This window comes from Sulfuriferula thiophila (assembly GCF_003864975.1).
Taxonomy (GTDB): Bacteria; Pseudomonadota; Gammaproteobacteria; order Burkholderiales; family Sulfuriferulaceae; genus Sulfuriferula; species Sulfuriferula thiophila.
The window spans coordinates 252,850-277,851 of record NZ_BHGL01000006.1; the positions used below are offsets into that span (position 1 = coordinate 252,850).

A 25,002-nucleotide genomic window follows, 5' to 3' on the forward strand; every position below is an offset into this window, starting at 1 on the left:
TGTTAACGCTTTTAGCCTGACTGGGTAACCCTATTGCCGATGGGGTGGTAGTTGCCGTAACATGGTCAGGCTATTCTTAATATTAATGATCATCCCACTCATTTTGGTTATCGCCAGGATCTATAGAGAGCGTTATGCCAGCCGGTTTCGACTATATCACCCCCGAACAACTATGCGTTGGTCTCTATATTCATCTCGATCTGGGCTGGATGGATCATCCCTTCGTTTTTAGCAGTTTCAAGATCAAAAATCAGGAACAGATAGACACCATACGCAAGCTCAGGTTGGCGCAGATCCGCTATGAGCAGCCCAAAAGTGACAGTGAGCCGCTCCCGGTTGCTGCGAATACAGTGGTTGTGGTGGAGACGCCGTCCGCTGCAGCCGCTGCAGATCTCGAGTTGATGGCCGCAAAAAAAGCCAGAATTGATCAGCTAAAACATATCAGAAACGAAATCACCCGGGTGGAGCATGAGTTCATGCGTGCGGCCGAAGCTGTCAGGAATATTACCCGTAATATTCATGCCCGCCCTCAGGAAGCTTTCGCCGCAACCGATGCGCTGGTTAACAAGATGGTTAAAAGCATACTGGATGAAGGTGATGTGCTGATTCATGCCATGAGCGACAAACTCGGGGATGATGTGTATTTCCATTCGCTGAATGTCACTGTGCTCTCGCTGATGCTGGCACAGGCGTTGGGCTTGAATGGCGAACAGATGCACGAGCTGGGCATGGGGGCGATGCTGCATGACATTGGCAAGAGTGAGATTCCGCACAAGATACTGGCAAAGATAGAGCCGCTGACCAGACCGGAGCAGGCGATTGTTGAGCAGCATTGTGATGTTGGCGCCGCTTTTGCCAAGAAAGTCGGGCTGTCTAATGCAGCGTTGGCGATTATTCTCCAGCACCATGAATATGTGGATGGTAGCGGTTATCCGCGGCGACTGGTGGGGGACAAGATTTCCCCCCTGGCGCGCTTGCTGGCTATAGTGAATACCTACGATAATCTATGCAACCCGACCAATGCGGCCAATGCGCTGACCCCCTCTGAGGCGCTGTCACGCATGTTCGCCCACCGGCGTGCCCAGTTCGATGATGTGATGCTCAAGGCTTTCATTCACTGCCTGGGTGTGTATCCGCCGGGCAGTATCGTGCAGATTTCCAATGATATGCTGGGATTGGTGTTGTCGGTTAATCCCGGTAACCCGTTGCGCCCCGACGTGCTGATTTATGATGCCGATATTCCCAAGGATGAGGCAATCGTGGTGAGCCTGGCTACGGAAGCAGACCTGAAAATTAATAAAAGTCTGCGTCCGAATGAGTTGCCGCGGGAAGTGCATCAATACCTCAACCCGCGTGCCCGTGTCACGTATTACTGCGATTCACAGAAAAAGCCGGGTGCGGCTTAAGTCCCTAAGCTGTTGAGCCGGGCTTAGCGTATATTCAACTGTTCCTTGCTGAGGATGAAGACAAACTCATCGCTTCCGTCGGTTTCCAGCCAGGTAAACGGCAGGTGTGGAAATTCTGCTTCAAGTTCGTCGCGGTTGTGGCCGATTTCGGCGACAAGTATGCCTTTTGGGTAGAGGTGTTCGGCAGCATGCTTGAGAATGGTGCGGATGTGATCCAGGCCATCTTCACCGCTGGCGAGCGCGAGCTCCGGTTCTGCCTGGTATTCGGGCGGTAGTTCGGCCATGCTCGGCGCGTTAACGTAGGGCGGGTTGGTGATGATGACGTCGTACTGCTGTTCGCCCAGTTGGGTAAACAGATCGGACTGGATCAGATTGATCTGGTCGTTCAGACCGTATTCTTCGACATTGCGCTCGGCCACTTCCAATGCGTCAGGCGACAGATCGACCGCATCGACATCCGCGTTAGGGAAGGCTTCGGCCAGCATGATGGCCAGACAACCCGAGCCGGTACACATATCCAGCGCGCTGGTGACGCATTCCGGGTCGGCTACCCAGGGCACCAGCCGCTCGCGTAACAGTTGCGCAATGAATGAGCGCGGAATCAGGACGCGTTCATCCACATAAAAACTTAAATCACCCAGCCATGCTTCGTGGGTAATATATGCCGCCGGTACGCGCTGATTAACGCGGCGCTCGAATACTTCGCGGATGTCTTCGCGTTCTACCTCGGTCAGGCACGCATCCAGAAACGGTTCCAGATTGTCGATGGGTAAGTGCAGGGTATGCAGGATCAGGTAAGCGGCTTCATCCAGTGCATTGGTGGTGCCGTGACCGAAGTGGAGCTGCGCCTGATTCATGCGGCTGATGCCGAAACGCAGCCAGTCGCGTACGGTAATCAGCGCATCGGTATCCAGAAAGTAGTTAGTAGTCATTTTGCGAGTAAGTGCTCCAAAGTGATTTGGTAAATGGCACGTAACGGCTCCAGGTCAGCCACGGCAACATGTTCGTTGAGCTTGTGGATGCTGGCGTTGAGCGGGCCGAACTCGACGACCTGTTCGGCGATGTCAGCAATAAAGCGACCATCGGAAGTGCCGCCGGTGGTGGAGAGTTCGGTGTCTATCCCGGTTTCCTGTTTGATTGCGGCGCTGATGGCGGCCACCAGGCTGCCGCGCGGGGTCAGGTAAGGTTTGCCGGATTCTTCCCAGTCCAGATCATATTCCAGGCCATGTTTGTCCAGTATGGCGTGGACGCGCTGCTTGAGGCTGTCCTTGGTGCTGGCGGTGGAGTGGCGGAAGTTGAAACGGATTTCGACCGTGCCTGGCACCACATTGGTAGCACCCGTGCCGCCATGGATGTTGGAAATCTGCCAACTGGTCGGCGGGAAATATTCATTACCCTGATCCCATACCGTGGCAGCCAGTTCGGCAATGGCGGGAGCGGCCTGATGGATGGGATTGCGAATCAGGTGCGGATAGGCAATATGGCCTTGTATGCCTTTGACCGTCAGGCGTCCGGATAAAGAGCCGCGGCGGCCATTTTTAATGGTATCGCCTAATTTGTCCACGCAAGTAGGTTCGCCGACAATGCAGCAGTCGATTTTTTCACCGCGAGCGGCCAGCGTTTCCACTACTTTGACGGTGCCGTCGGTGGCAATGCCTTCCTCGTCAGAGGTGATAAGCAACGCGATGGAGCCTTTATGATCCGGGTGCCGGGCGACGAAACCTTCAATCGAAGTAACAAATGCGGCCAGCGATGCTTTCATGTCAGCCGCGCCGCGGCCATACAACTGGCCGTCGCGTATGGTAGGCGTGAACGGATCAGAATGCCATTTATCCAGCGGGCCGGTCGGCACCACGTCGGTATGGCCGGCAAAACAGACTAGCGGTGCACTGTCGCCGCGTCTGGCCCACACGTTGCTGACGCCATTGGAGTTGATGTATTCGAAATGAAAGCCCAGCGGTTCCAGACGTGCTTGCATCAGGGCTTGGCAACCGGCATCATCCGGCGTGTTGGATTGGCGGGAGATGAGTTCTTGGGTAAGTGCGAGTGTGTCGGTCATGTCGGTTTCTATCGGTTACGTGAGGGCGGCAGTGTACTCAGCTTCGTTGAAGCCGACTAGTATCTGCCCTTGATGAATCAGGATGGGGCGTTTAATCACACTGGTTTTTTCAGCCATCAATGCAAAGGCTGCAGCCGGTGTGGTGATGCTGGCTTTAGTCTCGTCACTGAGCTGGCGCCAGGTCATGCCTTGGCGGTTGAGCAACTTTTCCCAGCCGGTGTGTTGCGCCCATGCGCTGAGTTGTTCGGTGGTGACGCCGGTTTTTTTGAAATCATGAAACTGGTAAACGATGTTGTGCTGTTCCAGCCAGGTGCGTGCTTTTTTAACGGTGCTGCAATTGGGAATGCCGTATATATCCATAAAATCGTTAACGTCTGGAATGTTCAGTAATTATTTGCGTATGCGATGCGGGCAGGGCTCTTTAATGCAATCTACATACAAGTGCAGTGAATGGTCATGAATAGTAAAGCCGCGCTCGGTAGCTATTTTTTTCTGGCGTCGTTCGATTTCTTCGTCAAAGAATTCTTCAACGAGCCCGCATTGCAGGCATACCAGGTGATCGTGATGCTCGCCTGCATTCAGCTCGTAGACGGCCTTGTCGCTGTCAAAATGATGGCGGATCAGCAAGCCTGCCTGTTCGAACTGGGTTAATACACGGTATACCGTGGCCAGGCCGATATCGATCTCTTCGGAGATAAGCATGCGGTAAATGTCTTCAGCGGTGAGGTGGCGTTTCTCACTTTTTTCGAACAGTTCCAGCACTTTTAAGCGTGGCAGGGTGGCTTTTAAGCCTATATTTTTCAAATCCGATGGTGCGCTCATAATGGGGCGTGTTTCTTGTAAATGATTTAAGCTATCATAGAGGCTTTACATGACTTTGCAAATACCAGTTATGCGCACGCTTATCGTTTTGACGTTATTATCAGCAGGATTAATGGGGTGCAGTCATCTGCCGTCATTTCCTAAACTCAGTGCATCATCATTAACTCCATATAAAATCGATATTCAGCAAGGTAATTTTGTTGACCAGGATATGGTGGCCAAATTACAGCCTGGCATGACGCGGGCGCAGGTGAAATTTGTGATGGGTACGCCGTTGCTGACCGATGTGTTCCATGCCAATCGTTGGGATTACATTTATATCTACCGTAAAGACGGCAAGATTACCGAGCAACGTCGGGCGGTGTTGTATTTTGATGGCGACAAGCTGGATCATGTGGTCAATCTGCTCGGCGAAGACAAACCAGTTGATGTCAATAAAGCTGTGCCGGCCAAAACAGATGCGGTAACGGACAAGCCAGGACCGGCAGTGGTGGGTAAATGAGTATGAAGTCACCGCTGAAGATTGTCATTGCCGGCAGTGCCGGACGCATGGGGCAGGTATTGCTCGATGCAGTCAGCCAGTCGCCGGATTGTGTTTTGCATGGTGCTTTGGAACGCGCAGGCAGTATTTATCTGGGACGTCCTGCTTCTGCAATCGGCGGCGATAGCGATGTGCTAGTCAGTGACGATATAGCTGCAACCTTAGCGGGCGCGGATGCGCTGATCGATTTTACCCGGCCCGAAGGTACACTGACGCATCTGGCGCTATGCCGCCAGCTCGGCGTCAATATCATTATCGGTACGACCGGTTTCAGCGCCGTGCAGAAACAGGCCATCTCCGAAGCCGGTCAGGATATCGGCGTGGTGTTCGCACCCAATATGAGTGTGGGTGTAAATCTGACATTCAAGTTGCTGGAAATAGCTGCCAAAGTTCTAAACGAAGGTTATGATATCGAAGTCATTGAGGCGCATCATCGGCATAAGGTCGATGCACCTTCCGGCACTGCATTGCGCATGGGCGAAGTGGTTGCAGCTGCCCTGGGTCGTGATTTAAGCGAGTGTGCTGTGTACGGGCGTGAAGGTGTAACTGGTGAGCGTGATCCTTCCACCATAGGTTTTGCTACCGTGCGTGGCGGTGATATCGTTGGCGACCATACGGTGATGTTCGCCGGTATCGGTGAGCGGGTCGAGATTACACATAAAGCCTCCAGTCGCATGACCTTTGCCCAAGGCGCCTTGCGCGCAGCGCGTTTCCTTGCGAGTAGCGGGGCCGGTGATTATGATATGCAGGATGTGTTGGGCTTGCGGGACTAACGCTGTAACACTTTGTAACGCTTTTCTGATCGAGTGAAACATTCATATAACAAATGGGTTTCATACTGCTCCCGTCAGCAGTACAGACACCCGCTCATTTTGTGGTTATTTTTGAATTGATATTGAGGAGTATGCAAATGAAAAAAACGAGTCTGATTGTTCTTGCGCTAACAGCAATGACTGCGCAATTGAGCTTCGCCGAAGATACTGCAACAGTTAATCCGAGCATGGATAGCGCCCAGGCACGTGCGCAAGAATTTCAGAGTTTGACGCCAGCGCAACAGCAGGCTGCAATTGCGGCTGCCAAGCAAAAAGGTCAGGCCACAGCGCAGCAAAAACAGGAAAACTGGAACAGCATGACCCCTGAGCAGCAGCAGGCGCAAAAAGATACGATGCAATCCAATATGCAAACTAAAATGGCCGGCATGAAAACCAAAATGCAATCGCGTATGGGCAGCGGCGGCATGGGCGGTGGTATGGGTGGCGGCATGATGCGCAGCCGTATGGGCCAATAAGCCTTATTCACGCAATAAAAAGCCCCGAGGTGCAAAACCTCGGGGCTTTTTATTTGTGCGGCATTAACGCAGTGCTTTTGCTGCGGCCACCATGTTCGCCAGTGCGGCTTCGGTCTCTGGCCAGCCGCGGGTTTTGAGGCCGCAGTCGGGGTTGACCCAGAGATGTTCGGCAGGAATCACCTCGGCAGCTTTTTTCAACAGTCGTACCATTTCTTCTGTAGTCGGTATGCGCGGGCTGTGAATGTCATAGACGCCGGGGCCGATTTCATTGGGATAATTGAAATCACCAAAGCCACGTAGCAGTTCCATGTCGGATCGCGACGTTTCTATGGTAATGACATCCGCATCCAGGGCGGCGATGGCAGGCAGTATGTCGTTGAATTCCGAGTAACACATGTGCGTATGAATCTGGGTGTCATCGCTGACACCGGATGCTGAAATGCGAAAGGCGCGACCAGCCCATGCCAGGTAGTCATTCCAGTCACTGCGCCGTAGCGGCAGGCCCTCGCGTATGGCGGGTTCATCAATCTGAATAATGCCGATATGGGCGCGTTCCAGATCCACTACTTCATCACGGATGGCCAGCGCAATTTGTAGCGTCGTGGCGCTGCGGGGTTGGTCATTGCGCACGAAAGACCATTGCAGAATAGTGACCGGGCCGGTCAGCATGCCTTTCATCGGCAGGCTGGTCAGGCTTTGCGCGTAGCTGGTCCAGGTGACGGTCATGGCGTGCGGGCGCGATACGTCACCGTAAATGATGGGCGGTTTGACGCAGCGCGAACCATAGCTTTGCACCCAGCCATTCTGGGTGAAGGCGAATCCTGACAGTTGCTCGCCGAAATATTCGACCATGTCGTTGCGCTCGGCTTCGCCATGCACCAGCACATCCAGCCCAAGTTCGATTTGCTTGTTAACGGCAAATTTAATTTCGGCTTGCATCGCCTTGGTATAGTCGTCTTCGGTCAGCTCATGGCGTTTGTAAGCAGCACGCACAGCGCGAATCGTTTTGGTTTGCGGGAATGAGCCGATGCTGGTGGTAGGGAATAGCGGCAATTTGAAACGGCTGCGTTGTAACGCCTGGCGTATTTTGAAAAGCGAGCGGCGCTGGTCGGCATCAGCCGGTAAATTGGCTATGCGCGTGGCTACGTCAGGATTGTGCACACGCGGGCTGTTGCGACGCGAGGTTGCGGCAATGCGGGAGGCGGTAAAGGCCTGTTCGGCAGCAATGATATTCTGATCAAGTGCCGTCTTAAGCGCACCGAGTTCGTCCAGTTTTTGTACGGCAAATGCCAGCCAGGAGCGCAGTTCGGCGTCCATTGTGGTTTCCGCTGATAAATCAACCGGTACATGCTGCAATGAACATGAGGGTGCGAGCCACAGCCGCTCACCGAGTCGGGCGCGTGCATCCTCAACCAGCGCCAGGGTTGCGTCCAGATCGGCACGCCAGATGTTACGGCCATCAATCACGCCCAGCGATAACACTTTGTAATGCGGCAAGCGATCAATGACATTGCTGATCTGTTGCGGCGCCCGCACTGCATCGATGTGCAGTCCGGCAACGGGCAGGTTGCACGCCAATACCAGATTGTCTTCCAGCGCGCCGAAATAGGTTGCCAGCAGCAGCTTGATGCCGACGGCGTTGAGACGGTTGTAGGTCGGTTCAAATGCGGTTTTCCACGTGGCGGGCAGGTCCAGGCACAGGATGGGCTCGTCGATTTGTACCCATTCCACCCCCAGAGTTTTGAGTTTGAGCAATATCTCGCCGTAGACCGGGATGAGTTGTTCGAGCAGATGCAAACGTTCGAAGTCAGCGGTTTTTTCCTTGCCCAGATACAGAAAGGTGAGAGGCCCGATCAGGCTGACTTTAACTTTATACCCCAGCGCTTGCGCCTCTGCGACTTCATCGAACAGGCGGCTGGAGTTGAGTTTGAATTGCGTATCAGCTGTAAATTCGGGGACGAGATAATGGTAATTGGTATCGAACCATTTGGTCATTTCCAGCGCCCAGGTGCCCTGATCCGGCTGCGGGTGGCCGCCGCAACAGGCGGGGGCCTCGTTTGCTACGCCGCGTGCCTGGGTGAAATAGCGGTTGAGTTCCGGCTCTTGTCCGTTGAAATGGAAGCGGCTGGCTTCGCAGCCGAGCAGCTGGATATGATTGAGCATCTGGTCGTAGTAGGCGAAATCGCCCACGCTGACAAAATCCAGGCCGGCGGCCTGCTGGGTTTGCCAGTGGCGCGCGCGCAGTTCGCGCCCGGTAGCCTCGAGTGCGGTTGAGTCGATTTCGCCGCGCCAGTATTGTTCCAGTGCAACTTTGAGTTCGCGGTTTTTGCCGATGCGGGGAAAGCCCAGGCTATGTATCGTGGTCATGTTTTTACTCCGTTGATTGATGACGTGCATCTTGCGGCAACTTGCTTTATGATACAAACGAATTGTTTTTGTAAATACCATGAAATTTATTCATATATGCTGGCACTAAAACACTTACGTCTGATTGAAGCGCTGAATGACAGCGGCAGCATTACCCGGGCTGCGACACGGCTCTACCTCACGCAGTCCGCGCTGTCGCATCAACTGGTGGCGCTGGAAGCGCATTACGGGGTGAGCCTGTTTGAACGCGCCCGGCCGTTGCGCTTAACGCCGGCAGGCGAGCTGCTGCTGGCGTTGGCTAGAGAAATCCTGCCCAGGATCGAGGCGGCCAAGCGAGATCTGGCGCGGCTGGCGGAAGACAATCAGCCGGGCCGGTTACGCATCGCTGTCGAATGCCACACCTGCTACGACTGGCTGATGCCGGCGATGGATGCCTACCGTAGCCATTGGCCAGAAGTGGAAATGGATCTGGTGGGCGGTTTTCACACCGATCCTATCGCGCTGCTTGGCGAAGACAAGGCGGATCTGGTCATCGTGTCCGAGCTTGGCAAACATAAAGGCGTAGTATTTAACCCCTTGTTCAGATATGAAATGCTGGCATTGATGGCGACAGCACATCCGCTGGCTGCCAAGCCTTGCTTAACTGCTAAAGATTTTGCTAACGACGTGCTGATTACGTATCCGGCACCTGACCGATTGCTTGATCTGGTTCGTCGTGTACTGAAACCCGCAGGGATTACACCTGAGCGTCGTCATGCTGAATTGACCATCGCCATTGTGCAGCTGGTTGCCAGTCGCAAGGGTTTGGCTGCGTTACCGGCCTGGGCAATTCAGTCATATCTGGAGCGTGGTTACGTTGTGGCGCGGCCCATTACCAAGCGCGGCTTGTGGAGCGGGCTTTATACTGCCGCGCGTGACAGTGACGCCGGACGTGCGTTTCATCGGGATTTTGTAGAAACCTTGCGCGAGCAGGCTTTCATGACGCTGCCGGGAATAGAGCCATTGGTCTGATGCTGAGCCGTGTCACTTGTGTTGTGATGGATTGGTTGTTATTGTGGTTTTATTGATTACTTCATCGGGAGCCAATAGTGTCTACTCAATCACAATTAGATCAAATCCATCATGTGGCCATACCGGTGAGTGACATTGCTGCGAGTGTGGCCTGGTATCGCGAACAGTTTCGCTGTGATGTGGCTTATCAGGATGCTACCTGGGCGTTGTTGAAATTCGCCAATATGAATGTGGCACTGGTGACGTCTTCGCAACATCCGCCACATATTGGCGTCCTGCATGACAACGCCGGGCAGTTTGGTCCGCTCACCACACATCGTGATGCGACCCGGTCAATTTACGTTCCAGACCCCGACGGTAACCAGATAGAAGTGATGGACGCAAGCAGTGTGCGCCGCTGACCGGATGGCGTCCTGAGCCGGATTATCTGGTTGCGGCATAACGCGCCAGTTCATCTGCAGGCATCGGACGTGCAAAGTAATAGCCCTGTGCTTCGTGACATTGATGCAATTGCAGTGCTTCCAGCATGTTTTGTTCTTCGACGCCTTCGGCGATGGTTTTCAGATTCAGGCTGCGTGCCATCTGAATTATGGCATGTACGATGGCGGCATCGCTGGGGTCATTGACCATGTTGCGGATGAAGGACTGGTCAATTTTAAGCTTGTCGACATTGAAGCGCTTCAGATAGGACAGGCTGGAATAACCCGTGCCAAAATCATCAATCGACAGCTTTACCCCGAGTGACTTGAGGCGCTGTACGGTGGCCAGCATTTTTTCGGTGTCCTGAATCAGGATGGATTCAGTCAGTTCCAGTTCCAGCAAGGCAGGGTTCAAGCCTGATGCCTGCAGTGCATTGTTAATGCTTTTTTCGACGTCACCGCGTCGGAATTGCACTGCGGACAGATTAACAGCCATTGTTAATTCAGTTAATCCGGCCTGCTGCCAGGCCACAGCCTGACGGCAGGCTTCATTTAGCACCCAGTCACCAATCGGGATGATGAGACCGCTGTCTTCGGCAATCGGTATGAAACGGACGGGCGGCACCATGCCGAATTCAGGATGATGCCAGCGAATGAGCGCTTCTACACCTATCATCTCCCCGCTAATGAGATTAATCTGCGGCTGGTAGTACAGTTCAAACTCTTTGCGTTCCAGGGCTTTTCTCAAGCCGCTTTCTATCGTCAGGCGTTCATGCACTGTGTCGTTGAGGGCTTTGACAAAGAAACGATATTGGTCGCGGCCTGACTGCTTGGCATGGTACATGGCAGCGTCGGCATTTTTGACCAGCGTTTCTCCATTGTCGCCATCTTCGGGGTACAGTGCGATGCCAATGCTGGCAGAAATGGCTATTTCGTGGCTGTCTAACAGGACGGGCGTGGATAACACCTCAATCAGCCGTTCTGCGATGTGCGCTACATCATCGGGCGAGGTAATGTCCTGCAGCAGCAGGATGAACTCATCCCCCCCTTGCCGACAGATCGCATCCATGTCTTTCAGTCGTGATTTGAGTCGTTCTGCAATCTCTTGCAGCAATAAATCTCCGAAATGATGGCCAAGCGAATCATTGATGTTCTTGAAGTGATCCAGGTCGATAAAAAACAGTGCAAGTTGGTGGTGCTGGCGTTTGGCGTTTGCAATAGCCTGCGTCAGTTCGCTGGTAAATAGTGCTCTGTTGGGCAGTCCTGTCAGTATGTCGTGTTGTGCCAGGAAACGGATGCGTTCTTCAGCTTCCTTGCGTTCGCTGATGTCAGAAAACGTGGTGACATAGTGGGTAATTTGCTCGTGGTTATTGCGCAATACATCAATGTTTATCCATTTAGGATAGAGGCTGCCGTCTTTACGATGATCCCATACTTCACCCTGCCAGTGGTCGGCGACATCGGTGGTTTTCCAGATGGTTTGGAAAAACTCAGGCGAACTCTGCACTTCTGAGCTGAGTATCAGTTCTGTTCCAGCCACTTCCGTCAAGGTATAGCCAGTTTGCAGAGTGAAGGCGGCATTGACGGTGATGATTTTGCGTTGCGCATCGGCAATGATAATGGCTTCCGTGCTGGATTCGAACACCTTGGCAAGCAAGCGCAACTGGTCTTCGTTCTGCTTGCGCTCAGTGATATCCCGGGCAATACCCGTCGTGCCGATAACCTTGCCGATTTCGTTAAAAATGGGTGATTTGATTGTTTCTACCCATGAAATCAGCCCTTGCTTGTTTTGCAGGCGTTCTTCTACTTTTATGCCTTTGGCTGTCTGGACGACTTTCAGATCATCTTGAATATAAGTTTTGGCAAAACTCTCTGGCCAGAGGTCAAGGTCGGTTTTGCCAACCAGTTCATCAGGGGTGAGGCCACATAAAGCGCCGAAGGGTTCGTTGACGCTGATATAACGACCCTCTGCATTCTTTAGCCAGGCCATGTCCGGGATATTGTTGAGTATGGCAAGCTGTTGATGTGCTGCGGTTTTCAGTGCTTCATCGGCAAGTTTTCGCGTGGTGATGTCGGTGAATATCCCTATGTAGTTGGTGACCGTGTTGGCGCTGTCGCGCACCACGCTTAAGCCTAGCCATACCGGATAAATTTCACCATTCTTGCGCTGATCCCATATTTCCCCTTGCCAGTAACCATTTTCCGTCAGGGATAGTGAAATGTTATGGAAGAATGCCGCGTTATGCAGTTTTGAGTTCAGCATGCCAGGTCGTTGACCCGTCACCTCATCACTTGTATATCCGGTTACCTCGCTATAAGTACGGTTTACCGAAAGTATCGCCTGATGGTTGTCGGTAATGATGATGCATTCACCGCTGCTTTCAAACACCTTGGCAGCGAGTCGGAGAAACTCGGTCTGTCTGTTGCGTTCCAGAACGATGCCGATAATGGAAGCGCCAATCTCGAGCAATTTGCAGTGGAAGACGCTAGGTGCGCGCTTCTCGAAACTGGAGAGGGCAAAGCTGCCTATTATTTTTCGTCCCGTAGCATACACAGGCATAGACCAGCATGCCATCAAGCTGTAATCGATGGCGAGAGGGCGCAGGTCAAGCCAGCGCGCATCGGATAACGTATCGCTGACAAATACCGGTTCCTGGCGATAAATCACATTGCCGCATGAGCCTGCGCCAGGGCCTGGGCGCAAGCCTTTGAGCCGGCTGATCGCCGCAACCGGGATGCTGGGTGCAGCGTAGACATTCAGGTGCTGGTTTTCGTCCAGCAGCATCACTGAAGCTACGGAATTGGGGAGTAGCTGCTCTTCAAGCTGACACAGCGTGTTGATAATTTCCTTATGGTCAATCCCTTGCGTCACCAGTTCTAGAATAGCCTGCTGCAGCGTAAGGATTTTTTCCTTTTCTGCTTCTGACAGTACGCTATATTCGACAGTATCTGTCGATGCTGAACAGGTCTGGTTGCCTGATTGGACATTGCCGCTCATTACCTCCTTCGAGGTTGGGTGAATGTGCATAAGGTCAGTTATTATTAAAGTATGGTAAAGGTGCGGCTAGCGCGTAAGTACTTAATTATCAGCGTTTGCCGGATTGCGATTATTCTATAATGAATACGCGCAATTTAGCGAACTTCACCGTAATTAATTCCTGAGCTGGCACGCTGCGAATGCAAACACTTTGGGTGCGTTAATGATGATCTTAATTGCGCCGATAGTTTCCAGTTGTGTCGGGGCTATGGTGTTCGCTTACCGAATAATTTTAGAGGCATGTTAAGAGTATGGCAGGAAAGATGTTAATCGTTGATGCAAACTCGGAATGGATACAGCAAGCCTTTGCTTTGCGTCACGAAGTCTTCGTCGTCGAGCAGCGGGTGCCGGTTGAGCTTGAAATTGATGAGGATGACCCTGCAGCTATGCACCTTGTCTTGCTGCAGGACGCGCAGGTTGTCGCTACGCTGAGGCTGGTGCCATATGGTGACAAGATCAAGATCGGGCGGGTTGCGGTCAGGCAGCAACTCCGTCGTCAGGGCCTGGGTACGCAACTGATGCTGCGCGGCATACGGCATGCCGCTGAATCCGGTTTTCGCACTGTTTTTCTGGATGCGCAAGTGGACTCAATGCCGTTCTATCAGGGATTGGGGTTTATCGAGGAGGGCGATGTATTTGATGATGCGGGCATCCCGCATGTGCGCATGAGGCTGGTTTTATGATTTATTAAGGGTAGGGCAGCCCTAGCCTGATTCGGGATAAACCGGCATCAGGTCAGGGCTGTGTGATACGAGATTTTTAAGACTTGTTTTTCAACATTACGCCAGGTCAAAACGATCCAGATTCATCACCTTGTTCCAAGCCGCCACAAAGTCACGCACGAATGCCTGTTGCGCGTCGCTGCACGCATAGAATTCTGCAATGGCCCGCAGCTGCGAGTTTGAACCGAAGATCAGATCGATACGGGTGCCCGTCCATTTGACTTCGCCGGTCTTGCGGTCGCGGCCTTCGAACACGTCGCCGGCATCCGAAACGGGCTTCCACTCCGTGCCCAGGTCGAGCAGGTTTACGAAAAAGTCGTTGGTGAGTGTCCCCGGTTGCTTGGTGAAGACACCGTGACTGGATTGACCGACATTTGCGTTCAGCGCGCGCATCCCGCCGATCAGCACCGTCATTTCGGGTGCGGTAAGCGTCAGCAGTTGCGCCTTGTCGAGCAGCAACTCCTCAGCCGAAACGGCGTATTTTGCCTTCTGGTAGTTGCGGAAGCCATCGGCGATCGGTTCGAGCACTGCGAAAGCGACCACGTCGGTCTGCTCCTGCGAGGCGTCCATACGGCCCGGCGTGAACGGCACCGTTACGGCATTCCCAGCTTGCTTTGCCGCATCTTCGATACCAGCGCAACCGGCCAGTACGATTAGATCCGCCATCGAGACTTTCTTGCCGCCAGCATTGAATTCACGCTGGATGATTTCGAGCTTGCCAAGCACCTTGGCCAGTTGCGTTGGCTGGTTGGCCTCCCAGTCCTTCTGCGGGGCAAGACGGATGCGCGCGCCATTGGCGCCGCCACGCTTGTCGGAGCCGCGGAACGTCGATGCCGATGCCCATGCCGTCGAAACCAGCTCCGCAACGCTCAGCCCGGATGCCATAACTTTGGCCTTGAGGGCGGCAACATCCTGGTCGTTGATCAGCGGATGGTCAACGGCCGGAATAGGATCTTGCCAGATCAGCGCTTCCTTGGGTACTTCGGGGCCGAGATAGCGCGCATGGGGTCCCATGTCACGGTGGGTCAGCTTGAACCAGGCGCGGGCGAAGGCGTCGGCAAATTCTGCCGGATTTTTGTGGAAGCGCCGTGCAATCGGTTCATAGATCGGATCCATGCGCATCGCCATGTCCGCAGCGGTCATGATGATCTGGACCCGCTTCGAAGGATCGTCGGCGGCCGGCGCCTGGTTGCTGTCGGTCTCCCGCTTCGGCGTCCACTGCCAGGCGCCCGCCGGGCTTTTCTCCACGACCCACTCGTTGCCGAACAGCATGTCGAGATAGCTCATGTCCCATTGGGTCGGGGTCGGCGTCCACGAACCTTCCAGTCCGCTGCCGATCTGGTCACCGCCCTTGCCGCTTTTGAAGCTGCTCTTCCAGCCCAGGCCCATCTGTTCTATGGGCGCGGCTTCAGGCTCCGGTCCCACGTGAGTGGCCGGACCGGCACCGTGGCATTTACCGAAGGTGTGTCCACCGCAGGTGAGCGCCACAGTTTCTTCGTCGTTCATTGCCATGCGCGCAAAGGTCTCGCGCACATCGCGGCCGGATGCGACTGGATCCGGGTTGCCACCCGGACCCTCAGGGTTGACGTAGATCAGGCCCATCTGCACGGCAGCAAGCGGATTCTCGAGTTCGCGTTCGCCGGAATAGCGCGCCTTGTCATCCAGCCACTTTTGTTCATTGCCCCAGTAGACGTCGAGCTCAGGCGCCCAGATGTCTTCGCGTCCGCCTGCGAATCCGAAGGTCTTGAAGCCCATCGATTCCATGGCGACGTTACCCGTGAGAACGATGAGGTCGGCCCAGGAAATTTTCCGGCCATATTTCTGCTTGATCGGCCACAGCAGCCGGCGTGCCTTGTCCAGGTTGACGTTATCAGGCCAGCTGTTGAGTGGCGCGAAACGCTGATTGCCGTGACCTGCGCCACCGCGACCATCACCGGTGCGGTAGGTGCCTGCGCTGTGCCAGGCCATGCGAATGAAGAAAGGTCCATAGTGACCGTAATCCGCCGGCCACCACTCTTGCGAGTCGGTCATCAGGGCGGTGAGATCTTGTTTCACGGCAGCAAGGTCGAGTGTCTTGAATGCTTCGGCGTAGTTGAAGTCATCGCTCATCGGGCTGGATTCGGGAGTATGCTGGTGCAGAATTTCGAGTTTCAGCTGGTTTGGCCACCAATCGTGATTCGACGTGCCGCTACCGGATTTGTGTACAAACGGGCATTTGCTGTCAGACATGGTTTTCTCCTCTATTTAGTTGAATGCAGATTTCAGTGTAGGTTCTCCTCACCGATTAATCTAATAGATTTTAGCAATGTGGTTAATAGCCTTGGGTAAGAGCAGATTTGCCGGGCCAAGACTGACCGGTCGTTCAAAAACAGAAATGTCTATGATTTTCTGGGGATATCCTTGTTCATCATAATGTACGTTACCGCACAGTGTTTGTTTGTTTTTCTACCTAGACTGCACATTACGTAGTATGAGTTTTCAGCAACCATACGTCATTTTGCCCGTATTGCGCTGACTACCGAGTGCTAGTGAGGAGAATGTCGTAGTGATCAAAGGGTACGGATTTTTGGCACGAACGAGGAATGCGCTGCGTAACGATCAGGATACTGAATTGCTACGCTCTGAGTTATTCAGCACCGAGCAACTGAAACGTCACGTGGTAACGCTGGCGGGTCAGCATCGAATTGATCCTAATCCGGGAGCCGACAAGCTACTGCCACGGCTGGATGATAATGCACGCGTATTGCTGGCGGCGTATAACGTTGTGACCGCTGCAACCACGCCGGGACAACGGCTCAGCCCGGCAGAGTCATGGTTGCTCGACAATTTTTATCTCATCGAACAGCAGATCAATCTAGCGCGTCGGCATCTGCCGCGCGGGTATAGCCGACAGTTACCACGCCTGGCTGATGGTCTTTCAGCCGGTTTTCCCCGTATCTATGACTTGGCAATCGAGTTAATTTCCCACATGGATGGTCGGGTTGATAGCGACAATGCCACTCTCTTTATTGAAGCGTACCAGACCGCTGAACCGTTAAAACTGGGCGAATTGTGGGCATTTCCGATCATGCTGCAGTTAGCGCTGCTGGAAAATCTTCGCCGCGTTGGATTACGTATCGCTCACCGGCGCGAAGAGCTCGACGCGGCCATTACATGGGCAGACCGCATGCTCGCGACGGCTGAAAGCGAACCCGAACAGCTTATTCAGTTGTTTGCCGATTTTGTTAATGCCGACGTGCCTCTGACCGCGCCGTTTGTGGAGGAGTTTTACGCAAGACTTCAGGTTGAGGGGGGCGCTATGGCGTTCGTTAAAGCCTGGGTTGAGCAAAAGCTGCTTAAACAAGGGGTGACTGCAACGCAGTTGTCTGAGGCGGCTGGTCGGACGGCTGCGGCCAACCAAATATCCATTGCAAATAGTATCGGTAGCCTACGTTTCATCGGCGCCATGAATTGGAGTAATTTCGTCGAGTCGCTCAGTGTCGTTGAACAGACTTTGCGTGAAGATCCGGCGGGGATGCATATTGCCCAGGATTTCGCCACCTGCGACCGCTACCGGCATGTCATCGAAGACGTGGCGAGGTGCGGTTCATACAGTGAGTTGGCGGTGGCACGCTCAGCCATTGCTCTTGCGCGTACTGCTGCAGAACGATCAGGTCCAAAGCACCGTACCGCGCATGTCGGATACTACCTGATTGATAACGGACGGTTGATACTGGAGCGCTCGGTCGGTTGCCATTTGTCGTGGAAAATACGGGCCAGTCGAGCAAGCCGTGATTTCTGTATGACACTTTATTTTGGCCCGATTTTATTGCTCACTGCGCTTGCAACATCAGGCGTACTTTACGCTTACGGTGGCTTGGGGCTGGGTGATTGGCGGTACTGGTTTTTTGCGATTCCTTTCCTTGTGGGTGCCTCGGCGCTGGCTGTTTCTCTGGTGAATCTTTTTGTCACGCTCGTGTTGCCGCCGCGCGCGTTACCGCGACTGGATTTTTCCAAGGGCATTCCCGATGCACACCGTACGATGGTGGTTGTTCCCACCTTACTTAGCAGGCCGCAAGAGATTGATGCTCTGCTCGACGCGCTGGAGATCCGCTATCTCGGTAATCGCGATGCTAATCTGTTCTTTGCCTTGCTGACGGATTTTCCTGACGCGTCCGAGCAAACGCTGCCAGGCGATGATGCATTGCTCACCTACGCGCGCGCAGCTGTCCAGGCGCTCAACGCGACCTACAGTGGGGATCGTCCAAGCATTTTCTATCTGTTTCACCGGCCCCGGGTGTGGAATCCGTTTGAGCGGGTGTGGATGGGATATGAGCGCAAGCGCGGCAAACTGGAGCAGTTCAATGCCCGGCTCAGGGGAGAGGCGCAAACGGCCTTCTCGGATATTGTCGGTGACACATCCATCCTCATTTCGATCAAGTACATCATCACCCTGGATACCGACACGCAACTGCCCCGCGATGCGGCACGCACACTGATAGGTAACATGGCGCATCCGCTCAATCGGCCTGTTTACGATGCTGGTAAGGGACGCATAGTTGAAGGCTATGCGATCTTGCAGCCACGCGCTTCGATCAGCCTGACCAGTGCAGGCCGGTCACGCTTCACGAAACTATACGCGGGTGAGTCAGGCATCGATCCTTACACGCGCGAGGTGTCCGACGTCTATCAGGATATTTTCGGGGAAGGGTCATTCATCGGCAAGGGTATCTATGATGTGGATGCTTTTCGTCAGGCCGTCGATGGGCGCTTTCCGGAGAACCTCATTCTCAGTCATGACTTGCTCGAAAGTGGGTATGCGCGTTCGGCACTCGTGACCGATGTCGACCTCATTGAAGAGTATCCTGCCAGTTACGCCATAGAAGCCAGCCGGCGTCACCGCTGGATACGCGGCGACTGGCAGCTTGCCGGCTGGCTGCTACCGCGTGTGCCCGGTTCGCCCGCACAGCCAGAGTCAAATAAGCCAAATGGGGCGAAGACGAAGCGGCAACCGAATCCGCTCTCAGTCTTGTCGGTGTGGAAAATTTTCGACAACCTTCGACGCAGCCTGGTGCCGCCTTCGCTGCTTGCCTTGCTGGTAGGAGGGTGGCTGTTTGGTCCGGGACCCGTGTGGTTCTGGACTCTGCTGGTTATGGCGGTGGTGTTCTTGCCTACCTTGCTGTCCACTGTGATCGAGCTCGTTCGCAAGCCTGAAGAACGTGATTGGCAGGTGCACTTGATCCTGACAGGCAAAACCGTGGGCCGTTCAATAATGATCGTTTTGCTGACCTTGGTCCTGTTACCCTACGACACACTGATTTGTCTGGATGCGATCTTGCGCTCGGGTGTGCGGATGCTGTTTACTCAACGCGGATTGTTGCTCTGGCATATACCTTCCTATGCAAGCCGCAACGCATGCCGCACGTTGGCCGATTTCTTTATGGAGATGTGGATCGCGCCTGTTCTGGCGGTAGTGCTGGGCTTGGCGTTGGCATTCGGAGGCATCCACTTGGCGGAGTTGCTCTTCTGTGCACCTGTATTGTTGCTCTGGCTGGTGTCACCCGTCGTAGGGTGGTGGATCAGCATACCGCTTGTGTCCCCCACACCGGACTTGACGGTTGATCAACGGTCGTTTCTGCGGGCGTCGGCTCGGCGAACGTGGCGCTTCTTCGCGGATTTCGTCGGTCCGCAGGACAACTGGCTGGTACCCGATAATTTCCAGGAATATCCGGCTGCGGCCATCGCCTCGCGTACCTCGCCGACGAATATCGGCATGTCGCTGCTGGCGAACCTGGCTGCGTACGATTTTGGTTACATTTCTGGCGCAGAAGTGCTGAGCCTGACTTCAAACACACTGTCCACGATGGAAAAGCTGGAACGCCACCGCGGTCATTTTTACAACTGGTACGACACGCGCACGCTGCTACCGCTGCATCCGCAATACGTGTCTTCGGTGGACAGCGGCAATCTGGCCGGTAGCTTGCTCACCTTGCAAGCCGGACTTGCCGAGTTGAAAGATCGGCCGGTGTTGTCATCAAATGCGTTTCATGGTCTGCAGGACACCTTGCAGGTGCTTGCCGAACACATACCTTCGTCACCCGCTCCGGATATTGAAAAGAAAATTAAATTTCTGCAGGATAAATTACATTCAGTCACGCAACCTGAGCCCTCATCAAATACCCTGTCACAGACATTGGCTACAGCCGATAGCCTGCTTGACGAGATTAACCTTGCGGGCAAGGAGTTGCTTGCATGGCTGCAGGAGGGTATTGATAGCGATAGCGAGCTGGTTTACTGGGCGCAGGCATTTGAGCAGCAATCCCGCTACCTGCGGGATGATCTCAGATTACTGGTACCTGAACCGTGGCGTTTCAGTCACATTCCGACGCTGACAGAATTGGCGAGAGCAAGCACGGTTGACACAGCGACCTTGTCTGTAGTTTGGGCGCTTGCTCCAGCATCATTTTACAAACTGGCGGTGGAGCGCATCAGCAGCATAGACGAATTAATAGATCGTTGCAGTGCGTTGGCGGTGATGGATTTTGAATTCCTCTACGATACTTCGCGCGACTTACTGGCTATCGGTTATGACGTGGGCGAGCGCCGCCGCGATCCCTCCTGCTACGATCTGCTGGCATCCGAAGCGCGCCTGGCCAGCTTCCTGCTAATCGCACAGGGACAAGTGCCGCAGAAGCATTGGTTTTCTCTTGGCCGTCTGCTGACAAATTATGGCGGCGACGTGAGCTTGATTTCCTGGAGCGGTTCGATGTTCGAGTACCTCATGCCGCAGCTGTTAATGCCGAATTATGAGAACACGTTGCTTGAGCATACCTGCAAGACCATCGTGGCGCGTCAGATCGAATACGGTCGACAACGCGCTGTGCCGTGGGGTATTTCAGAATCGTGCTATAACGCCACCGATATGCACCAAGTCTATCAATACCGGGCGTTTGGCGTGCCCGGTCTGGGCTTTAAGCGCGGGTTGGGAGATGATCTGGTCATCGCGCCTTATGCCAGCGCACTGGCGCTGATGGTGATGCCGCAGGAAGCATGCCACAACTTGCAGGTGATGGCTGCCAGCGGTTTCCTCGGCGGCTATGGCTTCTACGAGGCGATTGACTACACACCTACGCGTGTGCCGCGGGGCAAAAGTCACGCTATCGTGCGGACCTTCATGGCACACCATCAAGGCATGAGCCTGCTGGCCTTTGAGCATGTATTGCTCGACCGGCCTATGCAGCGCCGATTCATGTCTGTCCCACTGGTGCAAGCGACGGAATTGTTGTTGCAGGAACGTGTGCCGAAAAAGGGTGCTACCCTTCATCCGCACGCCGCTGAAGTGAGCGCCGCCGCACGTCCCCACGCTGCTGAAGCAAGCGGGATCATGCGTGTATTTACTGACCCGAACACACCGATACCTGAAGTTCACCTGTTATCCAACGGCAGGTACCATGTCATGGCAACCAACGCCGGTGGTGGTTACAGCCGCTGGCACGACTTGGCAGTCACCCGTTGGCGAGAAGACACGACTGCCGATAGCTGGGGCACTTTCATATATCTGCGCGACCGCGATACGGGGCGCTACTGGTCAAGCGCTTATCAACCGACATTGCGCAAGGCCGACCATTACGAAGCTATTTTTGTGCAAGGGCGTGCGGAATACCGGCGGCGCGATCAGGCCATCGAAGCGCACACCGAGGTCAGCGTTTCGCCTGAGGACGACGTCGAGATTCGTCGTGTTACGCTCACCAACCAGTCGTCCCGTATCCGCCATATCGAGGTGACGAGTTATGCAGAGGTCGTGTTAGCCCCTTTAAACGCTGACCTGGCGCATCGTTCTTTCAGCAACTTGTTCGTGCAGACTGAAATCCTGCCCGACAAGCAGGCGATCATTTGCACGCGGCGACCTCGTACACCGGGTGAGCAAGTGCCATGGATGTTTCATCTGTTGGCAGCACCTGGTGCGGTTGCCGATGAATCGTCTTATGAAACTGACCGCGCCAAATTCATCGGGCGGGGTAGAACGGCCGCCAACCCGGTGGTAATGGATAGCAGTGATAGCCTATCCCATTTATCGAAGTCGTTGTCGAACACGGATGGTTCTGTGCTGGATCCCATCGTGGCGATCCGTCGTACCATCACCTTGTTACCTGACGAGTCGGCGAGCGTGCAGATTATCTCTGGTGTTGCGGATACCCGCGAGGCTGTATTGGCTTTGCTTGAGAAGTATTGTGACCGGCATTTTGTTGAGCGCGCCTTTGAATTGGCATGGTTCCAAAGTCAGGAGGTATTGCGCCACCTGAATGTGACTGAAGCCGATGCGCAAATTTATGGCCGTTTGGCGACCTCTGTCATTTATGCAAATGCCATGCGCCGCGCAGAGCCCGGTGTGATATCCCGCAACCAGCTTGGTCAATCCGGACTTTGGCGCTTTGCCATCTCTGGCGATTTGCCGATCGTCCTGCTGCATATCGGCGATCTGAATCGTATCGACTTGGTAAAACAGGTGCTGCAAGCCCATGCCTATTGGCGAATGAAGGGCTTGATTTCGGATCTGGTGATCATCAACGAGGATTTTTCTGGCTACCGGGCAGTGCTGCAAGACCAGATCATGGGGCTAATCAACGCGGGTCCAGAAGCTCAGATTCTTGACAAACCGGGTGGTGTCTTTGTGCGGCGCGCCGAAGAACTTTCCGAGGAAGATCGGGTGCTGTTCCAGACTGTCGCCCGTATCGTGTTCAGTGATAACACCGATACATTGGTCGAGCAGGTGGAGCGTCGCGTCTCGGCAGAGCGTGCGTCGGACCGTCTGGAGCCATTGCTGCAACTGACATCCGAATCAGTCAGTCCGTTGTTGGCACGCGAACGCATTTTCTGCAACGGACTGGGGGGATTTACCCCGGACGGGCGCGAATATGTCATTACCCTGGAACCGGGTCAGAACACCCCGGCGCCGTGGGCCAATGTTATCGCCAGCCCATACATTGGCACGGTCGTCAGCGAGAGCGGGAGTGCCTATACCTGGGTAGAAAATGCGCACGAATTCCGGCTGACCACCTGGCATAACGACCCCATTAGCGACATTAGCGGTGAGGCGCTGTATATCCGCGATGAAGAAACGGGTGCGTTCTGGTCGCCAACGCCGTTGCCTGCCCGAGGTCGCTCCGGCTATGTATGCAGGCACGGTTTCGGGTACAGCGTGTTCGAACATTTCGAAGCCGGCATCTCCTCGGAAATGTTCACTTACGTCGCAATGGATGCCCTCGTGAAATTCGTGGTGGTCAAGTTGCGCAACCATACCAAGCGCTCACGTCGCTTGTCGCTAACCGGGTATTGGGAACTGGTGCTCGGTGAATGGCGTCATGCCAATCTGATGCACATCGTGACCGAGACAGATCCGCACAGCGGGGCGCTGTTTGCTCGCAATGCGTATGGCCACGAATGCGCCAATCGGGTCGTCTTTGTGCAGGTCAGCGAGTTGGAACGGTCGGTGACCGGAAACCGGACCGAGTTTATTGGCCGTAACGGTTCTCTGGCCAGCCCGGCAGCAATGCGTCGCAAGCGATTATCAGGCAAGACAGGTGCTGGTCTTGATCCGTGTGCTGCAATGCAGACCCAGATCGAACTGGCCGAAGGACAAGAGCGTGAGATCGTGTTCATATTCGGCGCGGCCCGGGACACTGCTGAAGCGCAGCATTTCATTCAGCGCTTTGGCAGACCAGCTGGCGCACGGCAGGCATTGGAAACGGTATGGGGGCACTGGAATCACACCTTGGGCGCGGTGCGTGTAGAAACTCCCGATGCCGCGCTAGACGTGCTGGCAAATGGCTGGCTAATCTACCAGACGCTGTCCTGCAGGCTGTGGGGCCGGAGCGGGTATTATCAATCCGGCGGAGCCTATGGTTTCCGCGATCAGTTGCAGGACACCATGGCGCTGATCCATGCGACACCGTGGCTTGCCCGCGAGCAGTTGATCCGGCATGCCGGGCGCCAGTTCCTCCAGGGTGACGTGCAACACTGGTGGCACCCACCCCACGGACAAGGCGTGCGCACCCATTTCTCAGATGATTATCTGTGGCTGGCGTATGCAACTTGTCGTTATGTGCTGGCGACTGGCGATACCGGCGTACTCGACGAATCGGTGCATTTCCTGGAAGGCCGCGAACTGAATCCGGAAGAGGAAGCCTATTACGACCAACCGCAACGTTCGGTTGAATCGGCCAGCCTGTATGAGCATTGCGTGCGCGCCATCAAGCATGGCTTGCGCTTTGGCGAACACCAACTGCCGCTGATGGGCTGCGGTGACTGGAACGACGGCATGAATCTGGTTGGTCGCGACGGCAAGGGCGAGAGCGTCTGGCTGGCGTGGTTCCTGTACGAAAACCTGCAACTGTTTGCAGGCGTGGCTCGTGGTCAAGACGATGAGGCCTTTGCCGAAGTTTGCAGCGGGCAAGCTGAACTGTTGCGCAGTAATATTGAGGCGAATGCCTGGGACGGCAATTGGTATCGACGCGCCTATTTTGATGACGGCACGCCTTTGGGGTCTTCCAGCAATGAAGAATGTCAAATCGATTCGATCAGCCAGAGCTGGTCGGTTATCTCAAACGGCGGCGATCCCGTTCGAGCCCGTCAGGCGATGGCGGCAGTCAACCAGCGTCTGGTTAAAAGAGATGCGCAGTTAATCAAGCTGCTCGATCCGCCTTTCGATAAATCTGATCTTGAACCCGGTTATATCAAAGGTTACGTTCCTGGTGTCCGCGAGAACGGCGGACAATATACCCATGCCGCGATCTGGGCCACCACCGCGTATGCCATGATGGGCGAGAAGGAACGCGCATGGGAATTGTTCGCCATGCTCAATCCGGTTAATCACGGCAGTACACCTGAGGAGATCGAACGCTACAAGGTCGAGCCGTACGTCATGTGTGCGGATATTTATGCCGCACAACCACACACAGGTCGGGGCGGTTGGACCTGGTACACCGGGGCGGCTGGCTGGATGTACCGACTGACTTTGGAAACACTACTTGGTCTACAACTGGAAGTGGGCCATCTGCGTATTGCACCATGTATTCCGGACCATTGGAAATCTTACAAAATACACTACCGCTATCGCGACACCTTGTACCACATTACAATCAAGCGCGTTGGTGAAACGGCGGGGCACGTGATTCGCGTCACGGTGGATGGCGTGGTGGTAAATGGAGTCAGCGTAGATAGTCCTGTTGCAGATAACATGGCGCTACCGCATGACATCATCCCGTTGGTAGATGATCGCCGGGAGCATCACGTTGAAGTGATTTTGAGCTAATAGTTTTTTTGTTTACTGCCTTCGTTTTGGTGAAGCATCT

15 protein-coding genes are annotated in these 25,002 nt (G+C 54.4%); 8 read left to right on the forward strand and 7 right to left on the reverse strand.

Going from position 1 to position 25,002, the window contains the following annotated elements; all coding sequences use genetic code 11:
• Positions 1 to 134: 134 nt before the first annotated feature.
• Positions 135 to 1,406 carry an HD-GYP domain-containing protein gene (locus EJE49_RS03670; protein ID WP_124949040.1) on the forward strand — a complete coding sequence of 424 codons (1,272 nt, stop codon included), beginning with the start codon at positions 135 to 137 and terminating at the stop codon, positions 1,404 to 1,406.
• Between the two features lie 23 nt (positions 1,407 to 1,429).
• On the opposite strand, the gene prmB is transcribed toward EJE49_RS03670, so the two are convergent.
• The 4 genes from prmB to fur are packed head-to-tail and all read right to left on the reverse strand — an operon-like array spanning position 1,430 to position 4,287.
• Positions 1,430 to 2,338, reverse strand: coding sequence for a 50S ribosomal protein L3 N(5)-glutamine methyltransferase (gene prmB / locus EJE49_RS03675; protein ID WP_124949041.1), 909 nt, complete (start codon positions 2,336 to 2,338; stop codon positions 1,430 to 1,432).
• A complete protein-coding gene (gene dapE / locus EJE49_RS03680) occupies positions 2,335 to 3,465 on the reverse strand; it encodes a succinyl-diaminopimelate desuccinylase (RefSeq protein WP_124949042.1) in 1,131 nt (376 codons plus the stop codon). Before dapE ends, prmB begins: the two co-directional genes overlap by 4 nt.
• A gap of 15 nt (positions 3,466 to 3,480) precedes the next feature.
• A complete protein-coding gene (locus EJE49_RS03685; protein WP_124949043.1) occupies positions 3,481 to 3,825 on the reverse strand; it encodes an ArsC family reductase in 345 nt (114 codons plus the stop codon).
• A gap of 30 nt (positions 3,826 to 3,855) precedes the next feature.
• Positions 3,856 to 4,287, reverse strand: coding sequence for a ferric iron uptake transcriptional regulator (fur, locus tag EJE49_RS03690; protein ID WP_124949044.1), 432 nt, complete (start codon positions 4,285 to 4,287; stop codon positions 3,856 to 3,858).
• Positions 4,288 to 4,336: 49 nt separating this feature from the next.
• Here fur and EJE49_RS03695 point away from each other — a divergent pair, with 49 nt between their 5' ends.
• The 3 genes from EJE49_RS03695 (at position 4,337) to EJE49_RS03705 (ending at position 6,116) form a co-directional block, all read left to right on the forward strand.
• Complete coding sequence (locus tag EJE49_RS03695) at positions 4,337 to 4,789, forward strand: outer membrane protein assembly factor BamE (RefSeq protein ID WP_223246732.1); 453 nt, start codon at positions 4,337 to 4,339, stop codon at positions 4,787 to 4,789.
• 2 nt (positions 4,790 to 4,791) lie between these two features.
• Positions 4,792 to 5,601: a 4-hydroxy-tetrahydrodipicolinate reductase gene (gene dapB / locus EJE49_RS03700; RefSeq protein WP_124949264.1), complete on the forward strand. Its 810-nt coding sequence runs from the start codon at positions 4,792 to 4,794 to the stop codon at positions 5,599 to 5,601.
• 137 nt (positions 5,602 to 5,738) lie between these two features.
• Positions 5,739 to 6,116, forward strand: a complete 378-nt coding sequence (locus EJE49_RS03705) for a hypothetical protein (RefSeq protein WP_124949045.1) — start codon at positions 5,739 to 5,741, stop codon at positions 6,114 to 6,116.
• Between the two features lie 63 nt (positions 6,117 to 6,179).
• Here the strand turns inward: EJE49_RS03705 and metE are convergent, their stop codons facing one another.
• Complete coding sequence (metE, locus tag EJE49_RS03710) at positions 6,180 to 8,483, reverse strand: 5-methyltetrahydropteroyltriglutamate--homocysteine S-methyltransferase (RefSeq protein WP_124949046.1); 2,304 nt, start codon at positions 8,481 to 8,483, stop codon at positions 6,180 to 6,182.
• 96 nt (positions 8,484 to 8,579) lie between these two features.
• Here metE and EJE49_RS03715 point away from each other — a divergent pair, with 96 nt between their 5' ends.
• Both EJE49_RS03715 and EJE49_RS03720 read left to right on the forward strand, forming a co-directional pair.
• Positions 8,580 to 9,494, forward strand: coding sequence for a LysR family transcriptional regulator (locus EJE49_RS03715; protein WP_189941657.1), 915 nt, complete (start codon positions 8,580 to 8,582; stop codon positions 9,492 to 9,494).
• A 77-nt stretch (positions 9,495 to 9,571) separates the two neighbouring features.
• On the forward strand, positions 9,572 to 9,895 hold the full coding sequence (locus tag EJE49_RS03720; protein ID WP_223246733.1) for a VOC family protein: 324 nt from the start codon (positions 9,572 to 9,574) through the stop codon (positions 9,893 to 9,895).
• A gap of 22 nt (positions 9,896 to 9,917) precedes the next feature.
• On the opposite strand, the gene EJE49_RS03725 is transcribed toward EJE49_RS03720, so the two are convergent.
• Complete coding sequence (locus EJE49_RS03725; RefSeq protein WP_124949048.1) at positions 9,918 to 12,911, reverse strand: bifunctional diguanylate cyclase/phosphodiesterase; 2,994 nt, start codon at positions 12,909 to 12,911, stop codon at positions 9,918 to 9,920.
• A gap of 302 nt (positions 12,912 to 13,213) precedes the next feature.
• Between EJE49_RS03725 and EJE49_RS03730 the strand changes: the two genes are divergently transcribed.
• The gene (locus EJE49_RS03730) at positions 13,214 to 13,633 is read left to right on the forward strand and encodes a GNAT family N-acetyltransferase (RefSeq protein ID WP_223246734.1); all 420 of its coding nucleotides are present in this window, start codon (positions 13,214 to 13,216) and stop codon (positions 13,631 to 13,633) included.
• 96 nt (positions 13,634 to 13,729) lie between these two features.
• On the opposite strand, the gene katG is transcribed toward EJE49_RS03730, so the two are convergent.
• Complete coding sequence (gene katG / locus EJE49_RS03735; protein ID WP_124949050.1) at positions 13,730 to 15,901, reverse strand: catalase/peroxidase HPI; 2,172 nt, start codon at positions 15,899 to 15,901, stop codon at positions 13,730 to 13,732.
• Positions 15,902 to 16,238: 337 nt separating this feature from the next.
• On the opposite strand from katG, the gene EJE49_RS03740 reads away from it, so the two are divergent.
• On the forward strand, positions 16,239 to 24,962 hold the full coding sequence (locus EJE49_RS03740) for a glycoside hydrolase family 94 protein (RefSeq protein ID WP_223246735.1): 8,724 nt from the start codon (positions 16,239 to 16,241) through the stop codon (positions 24,960 to 24,962).
• Positions 24,963 to 25,002: the final 40 nt, after the last annotated feature.

Bases quoted from the DNA above. Each gene is read 5' to 3' on its own strand.
- EJE49_RS03725 (WP_124949048.1), bottom strand. From the start codon at position 12,911: ATGAGCGGCAATGTCCAATCAGGCAACCAGACCTGTTCAGCATCGACA.
- EJE49_RS03670 (WP_124949040.1), top strand. From the start codon at position 135: ATGCCAGCCGGTTTCGACTATATCACCCCCGAACAACTATGCGTTGGT.
- dapE (WP_124949042.1), bottom strand. From the start codon at position 3,465: ATGACCGACACACTCGCACTTACCCAAGAACTCATCTCCCGCCAATCC.
- dapB (WP_124949264.1), top strand. From the start codon at position 4,792: ATGAAGTCACCGCTGAAGATTGTCATTGCCGGCAGTGCCGGACGCATG.
- EJE49_RS03705 (WP_124949045.1), top strand. From the start codon at position 5,739: ATGAAAAAAACGAGTCTGATTGTTCTTGCGCTAACAGCAATGACTGCG.
- metE (WP_124949046.1), bottom strand. From the start codon at position 8,483: ATGACCACGATACATAGCCTGGGCTTTCCCCGCATCGGCAAAAACCGC.
- fur (WP_124949044.1), bottom strand. From the start codon at position 4,287: ATGAGCGCACCATCGGATTTGAAAAATATAGGCTTAAAAGCCACCCTG.
- EJE49_RS03715 (WP_189941657.1), top strand. From the start codon at position 8,580: ATGCTGGCACTAAAACACTTACGTCTGATTGAAGCGCTGAATGACAGC.
- prmB (WP_124949041.1), bottom strand. From the start codon at position 2,338: ATGACTACTAACTACTTTCTGGATACCGATGCGCTGATTACCGTACGC.
- katG (WP_124949050.1), bottom strand. From the start codon at position 15,901: ATGTCTGACAGCAAATGCCCGTTTGTACACAAATCCGGTAGCGGCACG.
- EJE49_RS03695 (WP_223246732.1), top strand. From the start codon at position 4,337: ATGACTTTGCAAATACCAGTTATGCGCACGCTTATCGTTTTGACGTTA.
- EJE49_RS03685 (WP_124949043.1), bottom strand. From the start codon at position 3,825: ATGGATATATACGGCATTCCCAATTGCAGCACCGTTAAAAAAGCACGC.
- EJE49_RS03730 (WP_223246734.1), top strand. From the start codon at position 13,214: ATGTTAATCGTTGATGCAAACTCGGAATGGATACAGCAAGCCTTTGCT.